General features: G+C 71.8%; 15 protein-coding genes. 10 read left to right on the top strand and 5 right to left on the bottom strand.

Going from position 1 to position 15,427, the window contains the following annotated elements; all coding sequences use genetic code 11:
* Positions 1-42 precede the first annotated feature (42 nt).
* The 7 genes from ACIBA9_RS22980 to ACIBA9_RS22950 all read left to right on the top strand — a co-directional run bounded on the left by ACIBA9_RS22980 (position 43) and on the right by ACIBA9_RS22950 (position 7,195).
* Complete coding sequence (locus tag ACIBA9_RS22980; protein ID WP_362150015.1) at positions 43-456, top strand: DUF3151 domain-containing protein; 414 nt, start codon at positions 43-45, stop codon at positions 454-456.
* Between the two features lie 153 nt (positions 457-609).
* Positions 610-1,458 carry a tryptophan 2,3-dioxygenase family protein gene (locus tag ACIBA9_RS22975; protein ID WP_393901959.1) on the top strand — a complete coding sequence of 283 codons (849 nt, stop codon included), beginning with the start codon at positions 610-612 and terminating at the stop codon, positions 1,456-1,458.
* A complete protein-coding gene (gene kynU / locus ACIBA9_RS22970; RefSeq protein ID WP_399365690.1) occupies positions 1,451-2,644 on the top strand; it encodes a kynureninase in 1,194 nt (397 codons plus the stop codon). Before ACIBA9_RS22975 ends, kynU begins: the two co-directional genes overlap by 8 nt.
* A 222-nt stretch (positions 2,645-2,866) precedes the next feature.
* Positions 2,867-3,772, top strand: coding sequence for an alpha/beta hydrolase family protein (locus tag ACIBA9_RS22965; protein WP_399365688.1), 906 nt, complete (start codon positions 2,867-2,869; stop codon positions 3,770-3,772).
* Between the two features lie 104 nt (positions 3,773-3,876).
* On the top strand, positions 3,877-5,226 hold the full coding sequence (locus tag ACIBA9_RS22960) for a sensor histidine kinase (protein WP_399365686.1): 1,350 nt from the start codon (positions 3,877-3,879) through the stop codon (positions 5,224-5,226).
* Positions 5,223-5,891 carry a response regulator transcription factor gene (locus ACIBA9_RS22955; protein WP_362150020.1) on the top strand — a complete coding sequence of 223 codons (669 nt, stop codon included), beginning with the start codon at positions 5,223-5,225 and terminating at the stop codon, positions 5,889-5,891. Before ACIBA9_RS22960 ends, ACIBA9_RS22955 begins: the two co-directional genes overlap by 4 nt.
* Positions 5,892-5,974: 83 nt before the next feature.
* The gene (locus ACIBA9_RS22950; RefSeq protein ID WP_399365684.1) at positions 5,975-7,195 is read left to right on the top strand and encodes a cytochrome P450; all 1,221 of its coding nucleotides are present in this window, start codon (positions 5,975-5,977) and stop codon (positions 7,193-7,195) included.
* A gap of 18 nt (positions 7,196-7,213) precedes the next feature.
* Here ACIBA9_RS22950 and ACIBA9_RS22945 read toward each other — a convergent pair whose 3' ends face one another.
* Together ACIBA9_RS22945 and ACIBA9_RS22940 are read right to left on the bottom strand one after the other, a co-directional pair.
* The gene (locus tag ACIBA9_RS22945; RefSeq protein ID WP_399365682.1) at positions 7,214-8,725 is read right to left on the bottom strand and encodes an APC family permease; all 1,512 of its coding nucleotides are present in this window, start codon (positions 8,723-8,725) and stop codon (positions 7,214-7,216) included.
* A 108-nt stretch (positions 8,726-8,833) separates the two neighbouring features.
* A complete protein-coding gene (locus tag ACIBA9_RS22940) occupies positions 8,834-9,697 on the bottom strand; it encodes a diacylglycerol kinase (protein WP_399365680.1) in 864 nt (287 codons plus the stop codon).
* 198 nt (positions 9,698-9,895) lie between these two features.
* Here ACIBA9_RS22940 and ACIBA9_RS22935 point away from each other — a divergent pair, with 198 nt between their 5' ends.
* Both ACIBA9_RS22935 and ACIBA9_RS22930 read left to right on the top strand, forming a co-directional pair.
* Positions 9,896-11,179, top strand: a complete 1,284-nt coding sequence (locus tag ACIBA9_RS22935) for an adenylosuccinate synthase (RefSeq protein WP_399365678.1) — start codon at positions 9,896-9,898, stop codon at positions 11,177-11,179.
* A 152-nt stretch (positions 11,180-11,331) separates the two neighbouring features.
* Positions 11,332-11,544 (top strand): hypothetical protein, encoded by a 213-nt coding sequence (locus tag ACIBA9_RS22930; RefSeq protein ID WP_393901966.1) that lies wholly within the window; start codon positions 11,332-11,334, stop codon positions 11,542-11,544.
* Between the two features lie 4 nt (positions 11,545-11,548).
* On the opposite strand, the gene ACIBA9_RS22925 is transcribed toward ACIBA9_RS22930, so the two are convergent.
* Entirely contained in the window at positions 11,549-11,782 is a 234-nt protein-coding gene (locus tag ACIBA9_RS22925; RefSeq protein ID WP_399365676.1) for a hypothetical protein, read from the bottom strand.
* 218 nt (positions 11,783-12,000) lie between these two features.
* Between ACIBA9_RS22925 and ACIBA9_RS22920 the strand changes: the two genes are divergently transcribed.
* Positions 12,001-13,824: a bifunctional metallophosphatase/5'-nucleotidase gene (locus tag ACIBA9_RS22920; protein ID WP_399365674.1), complete on the top strand. Its 1,824-nt coding sequence runs from the start codon at positions 12,001-12,003 to the stop codon at positions 13,822-13,824.
* A 144-nt stretch (positions 13,825-13,968) separates the two neighbouring features.
* Here ACIBA9_RS22920 and ACIBA9_RS22915 read toward each other — a convergent pair whose 3' ends face one another.
* Together ACIBA9_RS22915 and ACIBA9_RS22910 are read right to left on the bottom strand one after the other, a co-directional pair.
* The gene (locus tag ACIBA9_RS22915; protein ID WP_399365672.1) at positions 13,969-14,619 is read right to left on the bottom strand and encodes a hypothetical protein; all 651 of its coding nucleotides are present in this window, start codon (positions 14,617-14,619) and stop codon (positions 13,969-13,971) included.
* A gap of 109 nt (positions 14,620-14,728) precedes the next feature.
* Positions 14,729-15,424: a GntR family transcriptional regulator gene (locus ACIBA9_RS22910; RefSeq protein WP_399365670.1), complete on the bottom strand. Its 696-nt coding sequence runs from the start codon at positions 15,422-15,424 to the stop codon at positions 14,729-14,731.
* Positions 15,425-15,427 lie beyond the last annotated feature (3 nt).

Here is a 15,427-nt window from a genome sequence, read left to right as displayed (position 1 = left end):
TACCGGGGTAGCGGCCGGACCGCCCGGTGTCAGACTGAACCCATGACGATTCACGAGAACCTTCTCGGCGGCCCGCCCCCGACCCACCTTCCCGACGACCCGGGGCCCCGTGAGCTGCTGGCCGGCGGCACCGCCCCCGCGGAGGTCGCCGCCAAGTACCCCACCTCCTCCCTCGCCTGGGCCCAGCTGGCCGACGAGGCGTTCGAGCGCGGCGCGGTCGTGGAGTCGTACGCCTACGCCCGGACGGGCTACCACCGCGGACTGGACGCCCTGCGCCGCAACGGCTGGAAGGGGCACGGCCCCGTCCCGTGGGAGCACGAGCCGAACCGCGGCTTCCTGCGCGCCCTGCACGGCCTCGCCCGCGCCGCCGGGGTCATCGGTGAGCAGGACGAGTACGAGCGCTGCACGCAGTTCCTGAAGGACTCCTCCGCGACGGCGGCCCAGACCCTGGGCTGACCCGCAGGACGGGAGACCGGTGTGGCCCGTCTGGCAGCAGACGGGCCTTGCCGTATCCGGGGGGATTACGGAGGATTCCGCTTGGGGACCGGGGCCCCCGTGCCGGCATCGGCAGGGGCGGACCGCTACCCGGAGTAACAGCAGGAGACAGCGATGTCCCAAAAGGCTCACCCCCCTGCCGAGGCCGCTGAGCCCGAGACCCCGCATCTCGACTTCGCGGGCACGACGCCGTACGAGGACTACGTCAAGGCGGACGTGCTCACCCACCTCCAGCACACCCTCTCCGACGACCCCGGAGAGATGGTCTTCCTGGTCACCACCCAGGTCATGGAGCTGTGGTTCACGGTCGTCGTCCACGAGTGGGAGACGGCCGCGCGGGCCCTGCGCTCGGACGACGTACCGACCGCGGTCGCCGCGCTGAAGCGGTCCGTACGGGAGCTGGAGGCGCTGAACGCCTCCTGGAAGCCACTCGGCCAGCTCACCCCGGCGCAGTTCAACTCCTACCGCGGCGCCCTCGGCGAGGGCTCCGGATTCCAGTCGGCGATGTACCGGCGCCTGGAGTTCCTGCTCGGTGAGAAGTCCGCGTCCATGCTCGTACCGCATCGCGGCGCCCCGCGCGCCCACGCGGAACTGGAGAAGGCGCTGCACGAGCCGAGCCTGTACGACGAGGTGCTGCGGCTGCTGGGCCGCCGCGGCCACGCGATCCCCGAGTCCGTGCTCCGCCGTGACGTGACCCGGCGCTACGAACACTCGGACGCCGTCGAATCGGTCTGGGCGCAGATCTACTCCGGCGACCAGGACGCCGAACTCGCCCGTCTCGGCGAGGCGCTGAGCGACGTGGCGGAACTGGTGTGGCGCTGGCGCAACGACCACCTGGTCGCCACCCGCCGCGCGATGGGCGCCAAGGCCGGCACCGGCGGGTCCGCCGGCGTGGCCTGGCTGGAGAAGCGGGCCCGCAAGAACGTGTTCCCCGAGCTGTGGACGGCGAGGTCCCATGTCTGAGCTGGCACTGCTCGCGGAGAAGGCGGACGCCGCGGACGAACTGGCCGCGATCCGCTCCCGCTTCGTCCTCGACGACCAAGACGACGTCGTCTACCTGGACGGCAACTCCCTCGGCGCCCTGCCCGCCGGGGTGCCGGGCCGGCTGGAGGACGTCGTCCGCCGCCAGTGGGGCCGACTGCGCATCCGTTCCTGGGAGGAGAGCGGCTGGTGGACCGCCCCCGAGCGGATCGGCGACCGCATCGCCCCGCTCGTCGGCGCGGGGCCGGGCCGGATCGTGGTGGGCGACTCCACGAGTGTCAACATCTTCAAGGCACTGGTGGCGGCGATCCGGATGGCCGGCGACGGCCGCGACGAACTCCTGGTCGACGCGAGCACGTTCCCGACGGACGGCTACATCGCCGAGTCGGCGGCCCGGCTGACCGGTCGCACCCTGCGCCCGGTGACCCCCGCCGAGGTGCCGGAGGCGCTGGGCGACCGCACGGCCGCGGTGCTGCTCAACCACGTCGACTACCGCACCGGACGGCTGCACGACCTGCCCTCGCTGACGGCCTCGATCCACGCCCACGGCGCCCTCGCGGTCTGGGACCTGTGCCACAGCGCGGGCGCGCTGCCGGTGGGCCTGGACGAGCACGGGGTCGACCTGGCCGTCGGCTGCACCTACAAGTACCTGAACGGCGGCCCCGGTTCGCCGGCGTTCCTGTACGTGCGCGATGCGTTGCAGGACCGCTTCGACTCCCCGCTGCCGGGCTGGAACTCCCACGCCGACCCGTTCGGCATGAGCCCTGCCTACGCCCCGGCGGCGGGCGCTCCGCGCGGTCGCGTCGGCACGCCGGACATCCTCTCCATGCTGGCCCTGGAGGCGGCACTGGAGGCCTGGGACGGCGTCTCGATCACCGCGGTCCGCGCCAAGTCCCTCGCCCTGACGGACTTCTTCCTGAAGTGCGTCACGGCCTACACCGAGCCGGGCCGGGTCGAGTCGGTGACTCCGGAGCCGCACGAGGAGCGCGGCAGCCAGGTCGCCCTGCGCTGTGCGGACGCGGGCGAGGTCATGAAGCGCCTGATCGAGCGGGGCGTGGTCGGCGACTTCCGGCGACCTGACATCCTCCGCTTCGGCTTCACCCCGCTGTACGTGAGCTTCACCGAGGTGGAGCGGGCGGCGCGGGTGCTGGGGGAGGTCCTGGCGTAACGGAGGCGGGGCGGGGGCCGGCCGGTGGGGCGGGCCGGGGCGCGCACCGAGGCGTGCGTGCCCCGGCCGCCCGTCGGCCTCCGCCGCTCCCCGCCCGTGTCCTCGCACGTCACCTGCCTGGTACCGTCCCGCCGACGGCCGCCGAGTGATCCCGAACCCCCGCCCGGAACCCCGGTTCGAGAGCCGTCCCCGGAACCCGTGGCACCGCTGAGAGGTTGGAGCATGCCGGACGACGCCGCGGCGGCCCGTGCCGCCGCCGAGGAGGAGTCGGCCTTCTCGCACCCCCCGGTCGAGCCCGACGCCACCGCCGCCTACGGCGACCATCCCGACCAGGTGATCGACTTCTACGGCCCCCGCACCGACGACCCGCTCGTCCCGCTGGTCGTCGTCCTGCACGGCGGCGCCTGGCGCGCCCCCTACGACCGCCGGCACATCAGCCCCTTCGCGGAGTTCCTCGCCCGCCGGGGCTTCGCCGTGGCCAGCGTCGAGTACCGGCGCGGCGGCGACCCCCGCGTCCCCGGGCAGAACACGGGGTTTGCGGCCGGTACGGCGGCGCCGGCCCCCCTGGCCGGCCGCTGGCCCGACACCTTCGACGACGTGGCCGCCGCCCTGGACGCCCTGCCCGGCCTGGTCCGCGCGGCGGTCCCGAGGGCCGACCCGGGCCGCACGGTGCTCACCGGCCACTCGGCGGGCGGCGCCCTCGCCCTGTGGGCGGCGGCCCGGCATGTCCTGCCCGCCGACGCCCCCTGGCGCGTCGACCGCCCGGCCCCGTTGCGCGGTGTGGTCGCCCTCGCCCCGATCGCGGACTTCGCGGTCGCGGAGCGGCTGGACACCTGCGGCCACGCGGCGCTGCAACTCCTCGGCGGCGAAGGCACGTTCGCCGCACGTCGGCCGTACGCCGATCCCGTGCTGCTCCTTCCGACGGGCATCGCGACCACCCTGGTCCACGGGGGCGCCGACCTCACCGTGCCGCCGGCGGTGGCCGAGTCGTACGCGGACGCCACGGCCGAGGCGGGGGAGCCGGCCGGTCTGACCCTGCTGGCGGACGTCGGCCACTTCCCGCTGATCGACCCGGTGGCGGACGCCTGCGCCGTGGCGGCGGAGGAGATCGCCCAACTGGCCTGGTGAGGCGCGCTGTCCCGCCCGGGGCGGCCGTAGTACCTGAGAGGGACGCCCCAGGACCGTTCTCCAAGGTGACGACCGTGGTCCACGGGCGGCCTACCGTTCTCCCCGTGACCCAGACGACGCACACGCAAGCGACACCGGCGGGCGGAGCCGAGCGGCCGCGCAGCCCCGAGTTCCGGCTCGCCGCGGACGCCCTGCGCGGCCTGCGGCAGGAGCTGTTCCACGACGCCTTCGCCTATCGCCCACTCCCCCGGGCCAAGGCGGACGGCCGGCTCGCCCGCCGCTCCGAGCGGGTGCGGGAGGGGGCGTCCTGGACACCGCACGTGACGGTGGCCGGCCTCGGCCTGCTGGCGATGCTGATCGGCGTGAGCACCACCAGCCGCTCCGGCCCGCTCGCCCTGCTGTGCGGGGTGCTGGCACTGGGTCCGGTGCTGCTGACCCTGGTCCGTCCGGTGGGCGCCTTCTGGGTCTCGCTGGCCGCCACGACGATCACCTCCGTCGTCGGCGGGGCGACCGGTTTCGACTGGCCGTGGGCGCCCGGCAGCTTCCTGTCCCATCTGACGGTGCTGACGGTCGTGGCGCTGCGCACCCACCCGCGCGTGGCGGCCTGGATGTGGGTGGTGACCGCGGCCTACGGCTTCGTGAGCGAAAGCCTCGGCTTCGGCCACCTCGACACCGACGTGGCCCAGATGCTGCTCCTCTCCGCCCTGATCCTGCTGGCCGTCACGGTCCGGCACGTACGGACCCAGGCCCGGCGGGAGGTGACCGCCCAGCAGACGGTGACCGAGGTGGAGCGTTCCCGGCGCACGCTGCTGGAGGAGCGCACGACCATCGCCCGCGAGCTGCACGACGTGGTCGCCCACCACATGTCGGTGGTCGCCATCCAGGCGGAGGCCGCCCCCTACCGGGTGGAGAACCCGCCGCCGGAGCTGGAGAAGGCGTTCGCCACCATCCGGGAGAACGCGGTGGCGGCCCTGACCGAGCTGCGCCGGGTGCTCGGAGTCGTCCGCGCGGAGGACTACGAGGCGCCCGACGCCCCCCAGCCCACCCTGGCCGACCTGGACGGGCTGCTGGCCAATGTGCGGGAGGCCGGGCTGGAGGCGGAGAAGGCGGTGACCGGCGCGGTGCGCGAACTGCCGCAGGGGGTGGAGCTGTCGGCGTACCGGATCGTGCAGGAGGCGCTGAGCAACACGCTGCGGCACGCTCCCGGGGCGCGGGCGCGGGTGGAGATCGGGTACGTGCTCGGCGGCCTGGGCCTGCGCGTCGTCAACGGTCCGCCGCCGGCCCCGGCCCTGATCAAGCCGTCACCCGGCGCCGGGCACGGGATCACCGGGATGCGCGAGCGGGTCACGATGCTGAACGGCGAGATGACGGCGGGCCCGGCGCCCGACGGAGGCTACGAGGTGACGGTGTTCCTGCCGGTTCCGGCCCACACCGCGGTCGAGGACGCGGCATGACGATCCGGGTACTGATCGCGGACGACCAGATGATGGTCCGCGAGGGCTTCTCGGTCCTGCTGAACGCGATGCCGGACATCGAGGTCGTCGGCGAGGCGGTCAACGGCCGGGAGGCGGTCGACCGGGTCCGGGAGCTGGCTCCGGACGTGGTGCTGATGGACATCCGGATGCCGGAGCTGAACGGCATCGAGGCGACCCGGGAGATCGTCGCCGCCGACGCGGCGGCGAAGGTGCTGGTGCTGACGACGTTCGACCTGGACGAGTACGTCTACCAGGCGCTGCGGGCCGGAGCCTCCGGCTTCCTGCTCAAGGACGCCTCGGCCCGCCGGCTCGCCGACGGGGTGCGTGTGGTGGCGGCCGGCGAGGCCCTCCTCGCCCCCTCGGTGACCAAGCGGCTGATCACCGAGTTCTCCCGGCTGGCCGAGACGCCCCGCCTGACGCCGGCGGCCGCGCGGGCGGCGTACGGGGAACTGACCGAACGCGAGACGGAGGTGCTGGTCCTGATCGCGCAGGGCCTGTCCAACGCGGAGATCGCCGGGCGGCTGGTGGTGGCGGAGTCGACGATCAAGACCCACGTCAGCCGCATCCTGGTGAAGCTCGGCCTGCGGGACCGCACCCAGGCGGCGGTGTTCGCGTACGAGGCACGGCTGGTGACCCCCGGCTGACGGCACCGGCAGGCCGGCCGGCGGCGCCGCGGCGAAGTCGCGCACCCTGGTCAGACGCCGGTCCGGCACGCTAGCGTCCCGGCATGGCAGGCTCTGGCGACCTCGCTTTCGACCCCTGGGACCCGGCGTTCCTGGCGGACCCCTACCCGGCCTACGCCGAGCTGCGGGCGCGCGGCCGGGTGATCCGGTACGAGCCGACCGACCAGTGGCTGGTCCCGCACCACGCGGACGTGTCGGCCCTGTTGCGCGACCGGCGGCTGGGCCGGACGTACCGGCACCGGTTCTCACACGAGGACTTCGGCCGGAGCGCGCCCCCGCCGGAGCACGAGCCCTTCCACACCCTCAACGACCACGGGATGCTCGACCTGGAGCCGCCCGACCACACCCGGATCAGGCGCCTGGTGTCCAAGGCGTTCACCCCGCGCACGGTGGAGCGGCTGAAGCCGTATGTGCGCGATCTGGCCGACGAACTGGTGGCGAAGCTGGTCGGGGCGGGCGGCGGTGACCTGCTGACCGAGGTGGCGGAGCCGCTGCCGGTGGCGGTGATCGCGGAGATGCTGGGCATCCCGCAGGCGGACCGGGGCCGGCTGCGCCCCTGGTCGGCGGATATCTGCGGGATGTACGAGCTGAACCCGTCGCGGGAGACGGCGGCGCGGGCGGTGCGGGCGTCGCTGGAGTTCTCGGACTACCTGCGGGAGCTGATCGCGGCCCGCCGCGCGGAGCCGGGGGAGGACCTCGTCTCGGGGCTGATCGCGGCCCACGGCGAGGGGGACCGGCTGACGGAACAGGAGATGATCTCCACGATCGTCCTGCTGCTGAACGCCGGTCACGAGGCCACCGTCAACGCCACCGTGAACGGCTGGTGGGCCCTGTTCCGCGACCCTGCCCAGCTGGCGGCCCTGCGCGCCGACCACTCGCTGGTCCCCTCCGCGCTGGAGGAGCTGATGCGCTACGACACCCCGCTCCAGCTCTTCGAACGCTGGGTCCTCGACGACATCGAGATCGACGGCACCACCATCCCCCGGGGCGCGGAGGTCGCCCTGCTCTTCGGCTCCGCCAACCACGACCCGGCCGTCTTCGCCGACCCCGGCCGTCTGGACCTCACCCGCGCCGACAATCCGCACATCTCCTTCAGCGCGGGCATCCACTACTGCATCGGAGCCCCGCTGGCCCGCATCGAACTGGCCGCCTCGATGACGGCCCTGCTCCGGCAGGCGCCCACGCTGGCCCTGGTGGCCGAGCCGGCCCGCAAGCCCCAGTTCGTGATCCGGGGACTGAGCGGACTCGACGTCGAGGTGCGCTGACCCCTCCCGGGGCCCCGCTCAGCGTTCCTTCGTCTCCTCCAGCACCGTCCGGCCCAGCAGCGCGTAGCGCTCGGGGGAGCGCCGCTTGAGGTACTGGGCGCAGCCGACGCCGGTCGCCGCGACCAGCGCCACCAGCCACGGCGTCGCCTTCAGCACCAGCGAGCCGGACTCCGGGCCGGCCGCCGCCCCCATGTTGGACACCAGCAGCACGACCACCGCGAGCATCGCGACGCCGCCCAGCAGGGGCGCGGTGAAGGTGCGGAACCAGTGGCGGCTCTCGGGGTGGTGGGAGCGGAAGTACGCGAGGACCGCGAAGGAGCACACGGCCTGGACGACGAGGATCGCCATGGTGCCGAGGATGGCGAGCAGGACGTAGGTGCCGGTGTACGGGTCCTTGCCGGCGATCCAGAACCCGCCGACCAGCACCGCGCTCACCACGGTCTGCGCCAGGCCCGCGATGTGCGGGGAGCCGTGCCGGGCGTGGGTGCGGCCGACGGTGTTCTTCAGGGAGGTCAGCACGCCCTCCCGGCCCAGGGCGTACAGATAGCGGGCGGCGCAGTTGTGGAAGGCCATCCCGCAGGCCAGCGAGCCGGTGATCATCAGCCACTGCATGACGTCGACCGCCCAGTGACCGACGTAGCGCTCGGTGGGACCGAAGAACAGCGAGAGCGGGTCGGCGGACGAGGCGGCCTTGACGGCCTCCGCCTCGCCGTTGCCGGTGATGGCCATCCAGGAGACCAGGACGTAGAAGACGCCCACGCCGAGCACGCTGATCATCGTCGCCTTGGGGATGATCCGCTTCGGGTCGCGGGACTCCTCGCCGTACATGGCCGTCGACTCGAAGCCGACCCAGGACCAGAAGGCGAAGAACAGTCCGAGCCCGGCGGAGGTGCCCTTGAAGGCGTTGACGGGATCGACGGGCGCGAAGGTGAAGCCGTGCGGCCCGCCGCCGTGGAGGGCCACGGACACCGCCATGGCCGCCAGCACGGTGACCTCGGTCGCCAGCAGCACCACCAGCAGCTTCTCCGCGACGCTGACCCCGAACCAGGTGCCGGTGGCGTTGACGGCGAGCATCAGGGCCGCGAAGGCCCACCAGGGCACGTCCAGGCCCGTCTGGTCGCTCAGCGTGGTCGTCCCGAAGGTGGAGAAGATGCCGATCAACGCCGGCTCGAAGACCACGTAGGCGAAGGTGGCGAGCAGGCCGGAGGCCAGTCCCACGGTGCGTCCCAGGCCGTAGGAGATGAAGCCGTAGAAGGCGCCGGTGGACGTGATGTGCTTCGCCATCGAGGTGAAACCGACGGAAAAGATTGCCAGGACGACCATTGCCACGAGATAACTCGCCGGTGCCCCGACGCCGTTGCCGGAGGACACCATGAACGGCACGTTGCCGGTCATCGCCGTGATCGGCGCGGCGGTGGCGACCGCCATGAACACCACGCCGAGCAGGCCTACGGCGTTGGGTTTCAGTCGATGAACCGTTCCGTCGTCCGCGGTGCCCGTCGCCGGGGCGACGCCCTCGTCCACTGCCATCGGGTGGCCCCTTCCGTGTCCCGTCCGTGGGTCCTGATGGAGCAGGATGGTGGACGAAGTACCGGATCGGGAAGGGGTCGACGGTGTTAAATATTTGTCACCAGACCTTTAGGCGTGGACGTCGGGCAGGGTGAGCCCCCAGGCCTCCTCGCGCGCGGTCCACGTCCGCCTGCGCACGGGACCCGAGACCGCCGCGTCCGCCCGGTAGCGGAAGTCCGCGCCCGCGACCGTCACCGTGCGGCCGGAGACGAGCAGCGCGGTCGCCTCCGCGCCCACCGACAGGGGCCGCACCTCCACCGTGAACAACCCGCCCGAACCCGGGACGACCGAGATCGCCTCGACCGGCTGGTCCAGGTCCACGACCGTCTCGCCGTCGACCTCCACCCGCAGCCGGGCGGGGCCCGGCGAGGGGATGGCGGGCAGCCGGGCGGGGCGGGAGACGGCCAGGGTGCGCACCAGCGAGCGGTACGTCGTGCGCAGCCAGGGCCGCCCCGCGGAGACCCCCACCGGCTCGGCGGCGGCCACGGGCTCCCGCACCGGCGCCGGCGGGATGCCCAGCGCCCCCAGCACCACTCCGTCGCTGTCGTCGACCAGCAGGTCCAGGCGTCGCACGGCCCCGTCCAGCACCGCCCGCGCCGCGGCCACCGTGCCCGCCGGCACGCCGAGGGACTCGGCCAGCGCCGTCTCGCCCACCGGGACCACCGACAGCGCGCATCCGGCCAGCTCCCGCCGCCGGTGCAGCAAGGTCACCGCACGCACCAGAGCCCGGTCGTCGCCGATCAGCACCGGGCGCCTGGACCCCCTCCGGCCCAGTGCGCGGGCGAATTCCTCCGGCCCCTCGGGCAGACACAGCTTGGTCGCCGCACCCGCGCTGAGCACGTCTTTCGCGATCCTCACGGACTCCCCGTCCATCTGCCGGGCCGCCGAATCGATGATCACCAGCAGCTGATCGGACGTCGCGGAAGTCGCCACCTCGGTCCTGCCTCGCTTCCTCGGGTAGCATCTTTGTGCAAGAGCCCCTTGCGCTATTGCGCCAGGGGCTTCGTCTATTCCGGGGCATCCGGTCCGACGGTTGGTGCGACCGAAGACGGTCGCGGTGGTACGCGGCGGTGAACCTTACGCCGGGGCCCCCGACCTTGGACATGCCCCGCCCGGAAGGGGTGTACGCGCGTGCCCGCACTTGTGCTGCTCGGTGCTCAGTGGGGTGACGAAGGCAAGGGGAAGGCGACCGACCTACTCGGTGGCTCCGTGGACTATGTAGTGCGCTACCAGGGCGGCAACAATGCCGGCCACACGGTCGTCGTGGGCGACCAGAAGTACGCGCTCCACCTTCTCCCTTCCGGAATCCTCTCTCCCGGCTGTACGCCGGTCATCGGTAACGGTGTCGTCGTCGACCCGTCGGTCCTGCTCTCCGAGCTGAGCGGTCTGAACGAGCGTGGCGTCGACACGTCCAAGCTCCTGATCAGCGGTAACGCGCACATCATCACGCCGTACAACGTGACCGTCGACAAGGTGACGGAACGCTTCCTCGGCAAGCGCAAGATCGGCACGACCGGCCGCGGCATCGGCCCGACCTACGCGGACAAGATCAACCGCGTGGGCATCCGGGTCCAGGACCTCTACGACGAGTCGATCCTCACCCAGAAGGTGGAGGCGGCCCTCGACGTCAAGAACCAGATGCTGACCAAGCTCTACAACCGGCGCGCGATCGCCGTGGGCCAGGTCGTCGAGGAACTGCTGGGCTACGCCGAGCAGATCAAGACGTACGTCGCCGACACCGTCCTGGTCCTCAACCAGGCGCTGGAGGAGGACAAGGTCGTGCTGTTCGAGGGCGGCCAGGGCACGCTCCTCGACATCGACCACGGCACGTACCCCTTCGTCACCTCCTCCAACCCGACCGCGGGCGGCGCCTGCACCGGCGCCGGCGTGGGCCCGACGAAGATCAGCCGGGTGATCGGCATCCTCAAGGCCTACACGACCCGGGTGGGAGCCGGCCCGTTCCCCACGGAGCTGTTCGACGAGGACGGCGAGGCGCTGCGCCGCATCGGCGGCGAGCGGGGCGTGACCACCGGCCGCGACCGCCGCTGCGGCTGGTTCGACGCGGTCATCGCCCGTTACGCGACCCGCGTCAACGGCCTGACCGACTTCTTCCTCACCAAGCTGGACGTCCTGACCGGCTGGGAGCAGATCCCGGTCTGCGTGGCGTACGAGATCGACGGCAAGCGGGTCGAGGAGCTGCCGTACTCCCAGACCGACTTCCACCACGCGAAGCCGGTCTACGAGACCCTGCCGGGCTGGTCCGAGGACATCACCAAGGCGAAGTCCTTCTCCGACCTGCCGAAGAACGCCCAGAACTACGTCAAGGCGCTGGAGGAGATGTCCGGCGCCCCGATCTCCGCGATCGGCGTGGGCCCGGGCCGGGACGAGACGATCGAGATCAACTCGTTCATCTGAGCGTCCCTTCCCCGAGACCCGGGGATCCGATGGGACGGCCGGTGCGGTGAACCCGACCGGCCGTCCCCTCGTCCACCGCGCCGAACGGGACGGGAGTTCGTCGCGCCCGAGGGCGACGTGCTCCCTCATCAGACTCGGTGGACAATCGAGGTATGAGCGTCCACCGGGACCTGCGGTGCCGGGGGCCCTACGGCGGCGAGGGGGCCGATGCCGGGGGTACGGACTGCTCCGACCCCGCGGTCTTCGAGATCGCCCGGTACCGCCTGCCGCCGCTGCTCGTGTGCCCGGTCCACCTGGGGTCCTCGCTGCTGATGGCGAGCGGGGTGCTGTGGCCGCCGGAGATCCGGCTCATCGGGCGCCCCTGACGGCTCAGCTCACGCTCATCCCCCGCTCCGGCCATCGTGCCCGCTCGTCGTACACGGCATTGATCTTCCGGGATGCCTTGAGGAACGTGTAGTCGAGGTCGCCGTCGTCCGGCTGGGCAGTCCGGGTGTAGGTGTTCATCGTCAGCAGCCGCGTCATCGCCGCCGGGTCCTCACCGAAGGAGTAGCGGACGACCACGCCGTCCTCGGACTCCTTCTTGAAGTAGACGAGGGACGCCATCACCACTCACCTTCGAAGTCTTCTTCTCGTCGGCCGCTTGTGACACCTGCCGTTCGCCCGCTGTTCCCGACAACCGGCGACCTGACTCATCCTTGACCTGGACATGGCCATTTCCTGGTTCTCGGGGCTGGTGGGCGCGAGCAGCATCTACGCGGGTAGCCTCCGCACCGCACCGTACCGCCGCCGCTCACCGCCAACTCCAGCCGCAGGAGCCTTGAATGACCCTCAGTCCCATGAACCGCCGGGAGTTCGTGAAGAAGTCGGCCGTCACCGGTGCGGCGGTGGCCGCCGCCGGGAGCGTCGGCGCCGGCACCGCGCAGGCCGCCGAGGGCGGGCACCGCCGCGAAAAGGCGCCGCGCACCTGGTCGTTCTCCGTCCTCGGCACCACCGACCTGCACAGCCACGTCTTCGACTGGGACTACTACTCGGACAAGGCCTACAGCGACAAGGCCGGCAACTCCGTGGGCGTGGCCCGGGTCGCCACGCTCATCAAGCAGCAGCGCGCGGCCAAGGGCGAGCACCGGGTCCTGCTCGTCGACGCCGGCGACATCATCCAGGGCACCTCGCTCGCCTACTACTTCGCGCGCGTCGACCCGATCACCGGCACCGGCGGCAAGCACGGCCCCCGGCACCCGATGGCCGTCGCCATGAACCACATGCGCTACGACGCCGCCGCCCTCGGCAACCACGAGTTCAACTACGGCATCGAGGTGCTGCGCAAGTTCGAGGAGCAGTGCCACTTCCCGCTGCTCGGCGCGAACGCGCTGGACGCCAAGACGCTCCGGCCCGCCTTCCAGCCCTACACCGTCAAGCGGATCCGGGTGCCCGGCGCGCCCGACATCAAGGTCGGCATCCTCGGCCTGACCAACCCCGGCATCGCCCTGTGGGACAAGGACAACGTCAGCGGCAGGATGGTCTTCCCCGGCCTGGTGGAGCAGGCGAGGAAGTACGTGCCCCGGCTGCGCGCCCTCGGCTGCGATGTCGTCTTCCTGACCGACCACTCCGGCCTGGACGGCTCCTCCTCCTACGGCGACGAGCTGCCGTACGTGGAGAACGCCTCCAACCTCGTCGCCGAGCAGGTACCGGGGATCGACGCCATCCTGGTCGGCCACACCCACGTCGAGGTCCCCTCCTACACCGTGAAGAACGCCGAGACCGGCGAGGACGTCCTGCTCTCCGAGCCGTACTGCTGGGGCTACCGGCTGAGCGTCTTCGACTTCGACCTCGAACTCCACCACGGCCAGTGGAAGGTGACGGGCAAGAGGGCCCAGACCCTGAACCCGAACGGCGTGGCGGAGGACCCGGAGATCAAGGAGCTGTTGCGGGCCGACCACGACCTGGTCGTGAAGTACGTCAACACGGCCGTCGGCACCTGCACGGCCGACCTCTCGGCGGCGGAGTCCTGCTGGAAGGACGTGCCGATCATGGACTTCATCCACAAGGTCCAGGCGGACAGCGTGAAGTCGGGCCTGTCCGCGGCCGACGCGGCACTACCGCTGATCTCGGTCGCGGCGCCCTTCAGCCGCACGGCCGACATCCCCCAGGGCAGCGTCACCATCAAGGACATCGCCGGGCTCTACATCTACGACAACACCCTGTACGGCAAGAAGCTGACGGGCGCGCAGCTCAAGGACTACCTGGAGTACGCGGCGAAGTACTACCACCAGGTCCCGGCCGGCACGAAGGTGGACACCGCCACCCTCACGAACGCCAACAACTTCTGGGACTACATGTACGACACGGCGGCGGGTGTCTCGTACGACATCGACATCGCCCAGGCCGAGGGCTCCCGGATCAAGAACCTCACCTACGACGGGGCCCCGGTCGCCGACGACCAGGTCTTCGTCGTCGCCGTCAACAACTACCGGGCCAACGGTGGTTCGGGCTACCCGCACATCGCGGCGGCCGAGACCGCCTACAGCTCGACGAACGAGATCCGCCAGTTGATGATCGACTACGTCACCGCGAAGAAGTCCCTCGACCCGGCGGACTTCGCGGTCACGAACTGGAAGCTGACGCAGGACGGCACGCCGGTGTTCTGACGCCGGTGACGCGACGCACTAGGGCCGCCGGGGCGAACCCCGGCGGCCCTCGTGTCTCGCGGAGCAGGTGATCGGTTATCGACTGCGGGTCGATCCCGCGAGGGCCCGCGTGATGCTCGCGTGGTCGCCCGGGGGAGGGAGTGTTCAGCTGAACACGATCATCGAGCCCTGGGCCAGGGAGCGGGTGGCCGCCGCGTGCAGGCCCAGCCACACATGCCGTTCGCGGGCGAAGGGGCTCGGGTCGTAGGGCGCCGGCACGGCCGGTTCCTCCAGCTCGGTCGGCGCGGCGGGCGGCTCGGGGGGCGCCGGGGGGTTGGCCGGGTCGATGCCGATCGCCGGGGCGACGTACTGGAGCTCCCTGAGCAGCGTCTGTGCGGAGCCCAAGGGGCCGCCGCCCGCCAGGAGTTCGTCGTTCGACAGCGGATGCGGGAAGTCCACGGGGACATAGGCGCCCGCGTGGTCGTAGTGCCACACCAGGTGGGACTGCTGCGCCGTGGTCTCGAACATCTCCAGCAACTGCTCGTAGTCACCGCCCAGTTCGTCCACCGGGGTCACCGGAAGGCCGCAGACCTGGAGCAGATAGACCCGGCGCAGGAAGTGCAGGGCGTCGTAGTCGAAGCCGGCCACCGGCGCGACGTCGCCGGACAGCCCGGGCATGTACTGGTACACCGGCACCGGCGGGAGCCCGGCCTCGCCCAGCGCCTTGTTGTATTGCGCGAGTTCCTCGGCGAACGGGTTGTCCGGGGTATGGCACAACACGTCGACGAGCGGTACCAGCCACAGGTCACAGGCCAAAAGAGGACTCCTCGCATCGGCAGGCGTACGGTCACGCACGGCAGCAGGTGGTCAGGGAAGGGTAGTCGCTGTGGCCCCGGTGCCGCTCCCCCGCGGCCCCAGCCGACACCTACCCGTCGGCCAGCTGTTCCAGCATGGCCAGCGAGTGGGCGTTGGCGGCGGCCACGAGCCGCCGGGCCGTCTCGGCCTCGCGCCGGGCCAGCGCGTCGACCAGCTCGTTGTGTCCGGCCCACAGCCGGCCGCGCAGGTCGGGCAGGCGCAGCAGGTGCTGGACCGCGCAGACCCAGGACTGCACACGCAGCCGGTCCAGGAAGTCGGCGAGGTAGGGGTTGCCGAACAGGGCACTCAACTCACGCCAGAACCGCAGGTCGTAGCCGATGAGGATGGTGAGGTCACCGGCCGCCGCGGCACGCTGGGCCTCCTCGCCACGGCGGCGCACGGTGGCCAGCGCGGCGGCGGTGCGCGGGTCGTCCGGCGCGGTGCGGAAGGCGGGATGACCGCGGACGAGGGTCTGGAACATACCCTCGGTGACCAGGCCGCGGGCTTCGATCATGTTCCGGTAGTCGGCGACGGAGTACTCGGGCACGCGGAACCCGCGGTGCTGGTCGGCCTCCAGGATGCCCTGCGCGGACAGGTCGACCAGCGCCTCGCGGACGGGGGTGGCCGAGACGCCGAACTGGTCGGCGATCTCCTTGACGGTGAACGCCCGGCCCGGCCGCAGCCGCCCGGCCAGTACCTCGTCACGCAGCGCGTCCGCGATCTGCCGGCGCAGGGTGCTGCGCGTCACGGCGAAGTTGCCGGGCATCGT

This window comes from Streptomyces sp. NPDC051452 (assembly GCF_044454765.1).
Taxonomy (GTDB): domain Bacteria; phylum Actinomycetota; class Actinomycetes; order Streptomycetales; family Streptomycetaceae; genus Streptomyces.
This window is presented reverse-complemented; position numbering and strand designations above follow the sequence as displayed.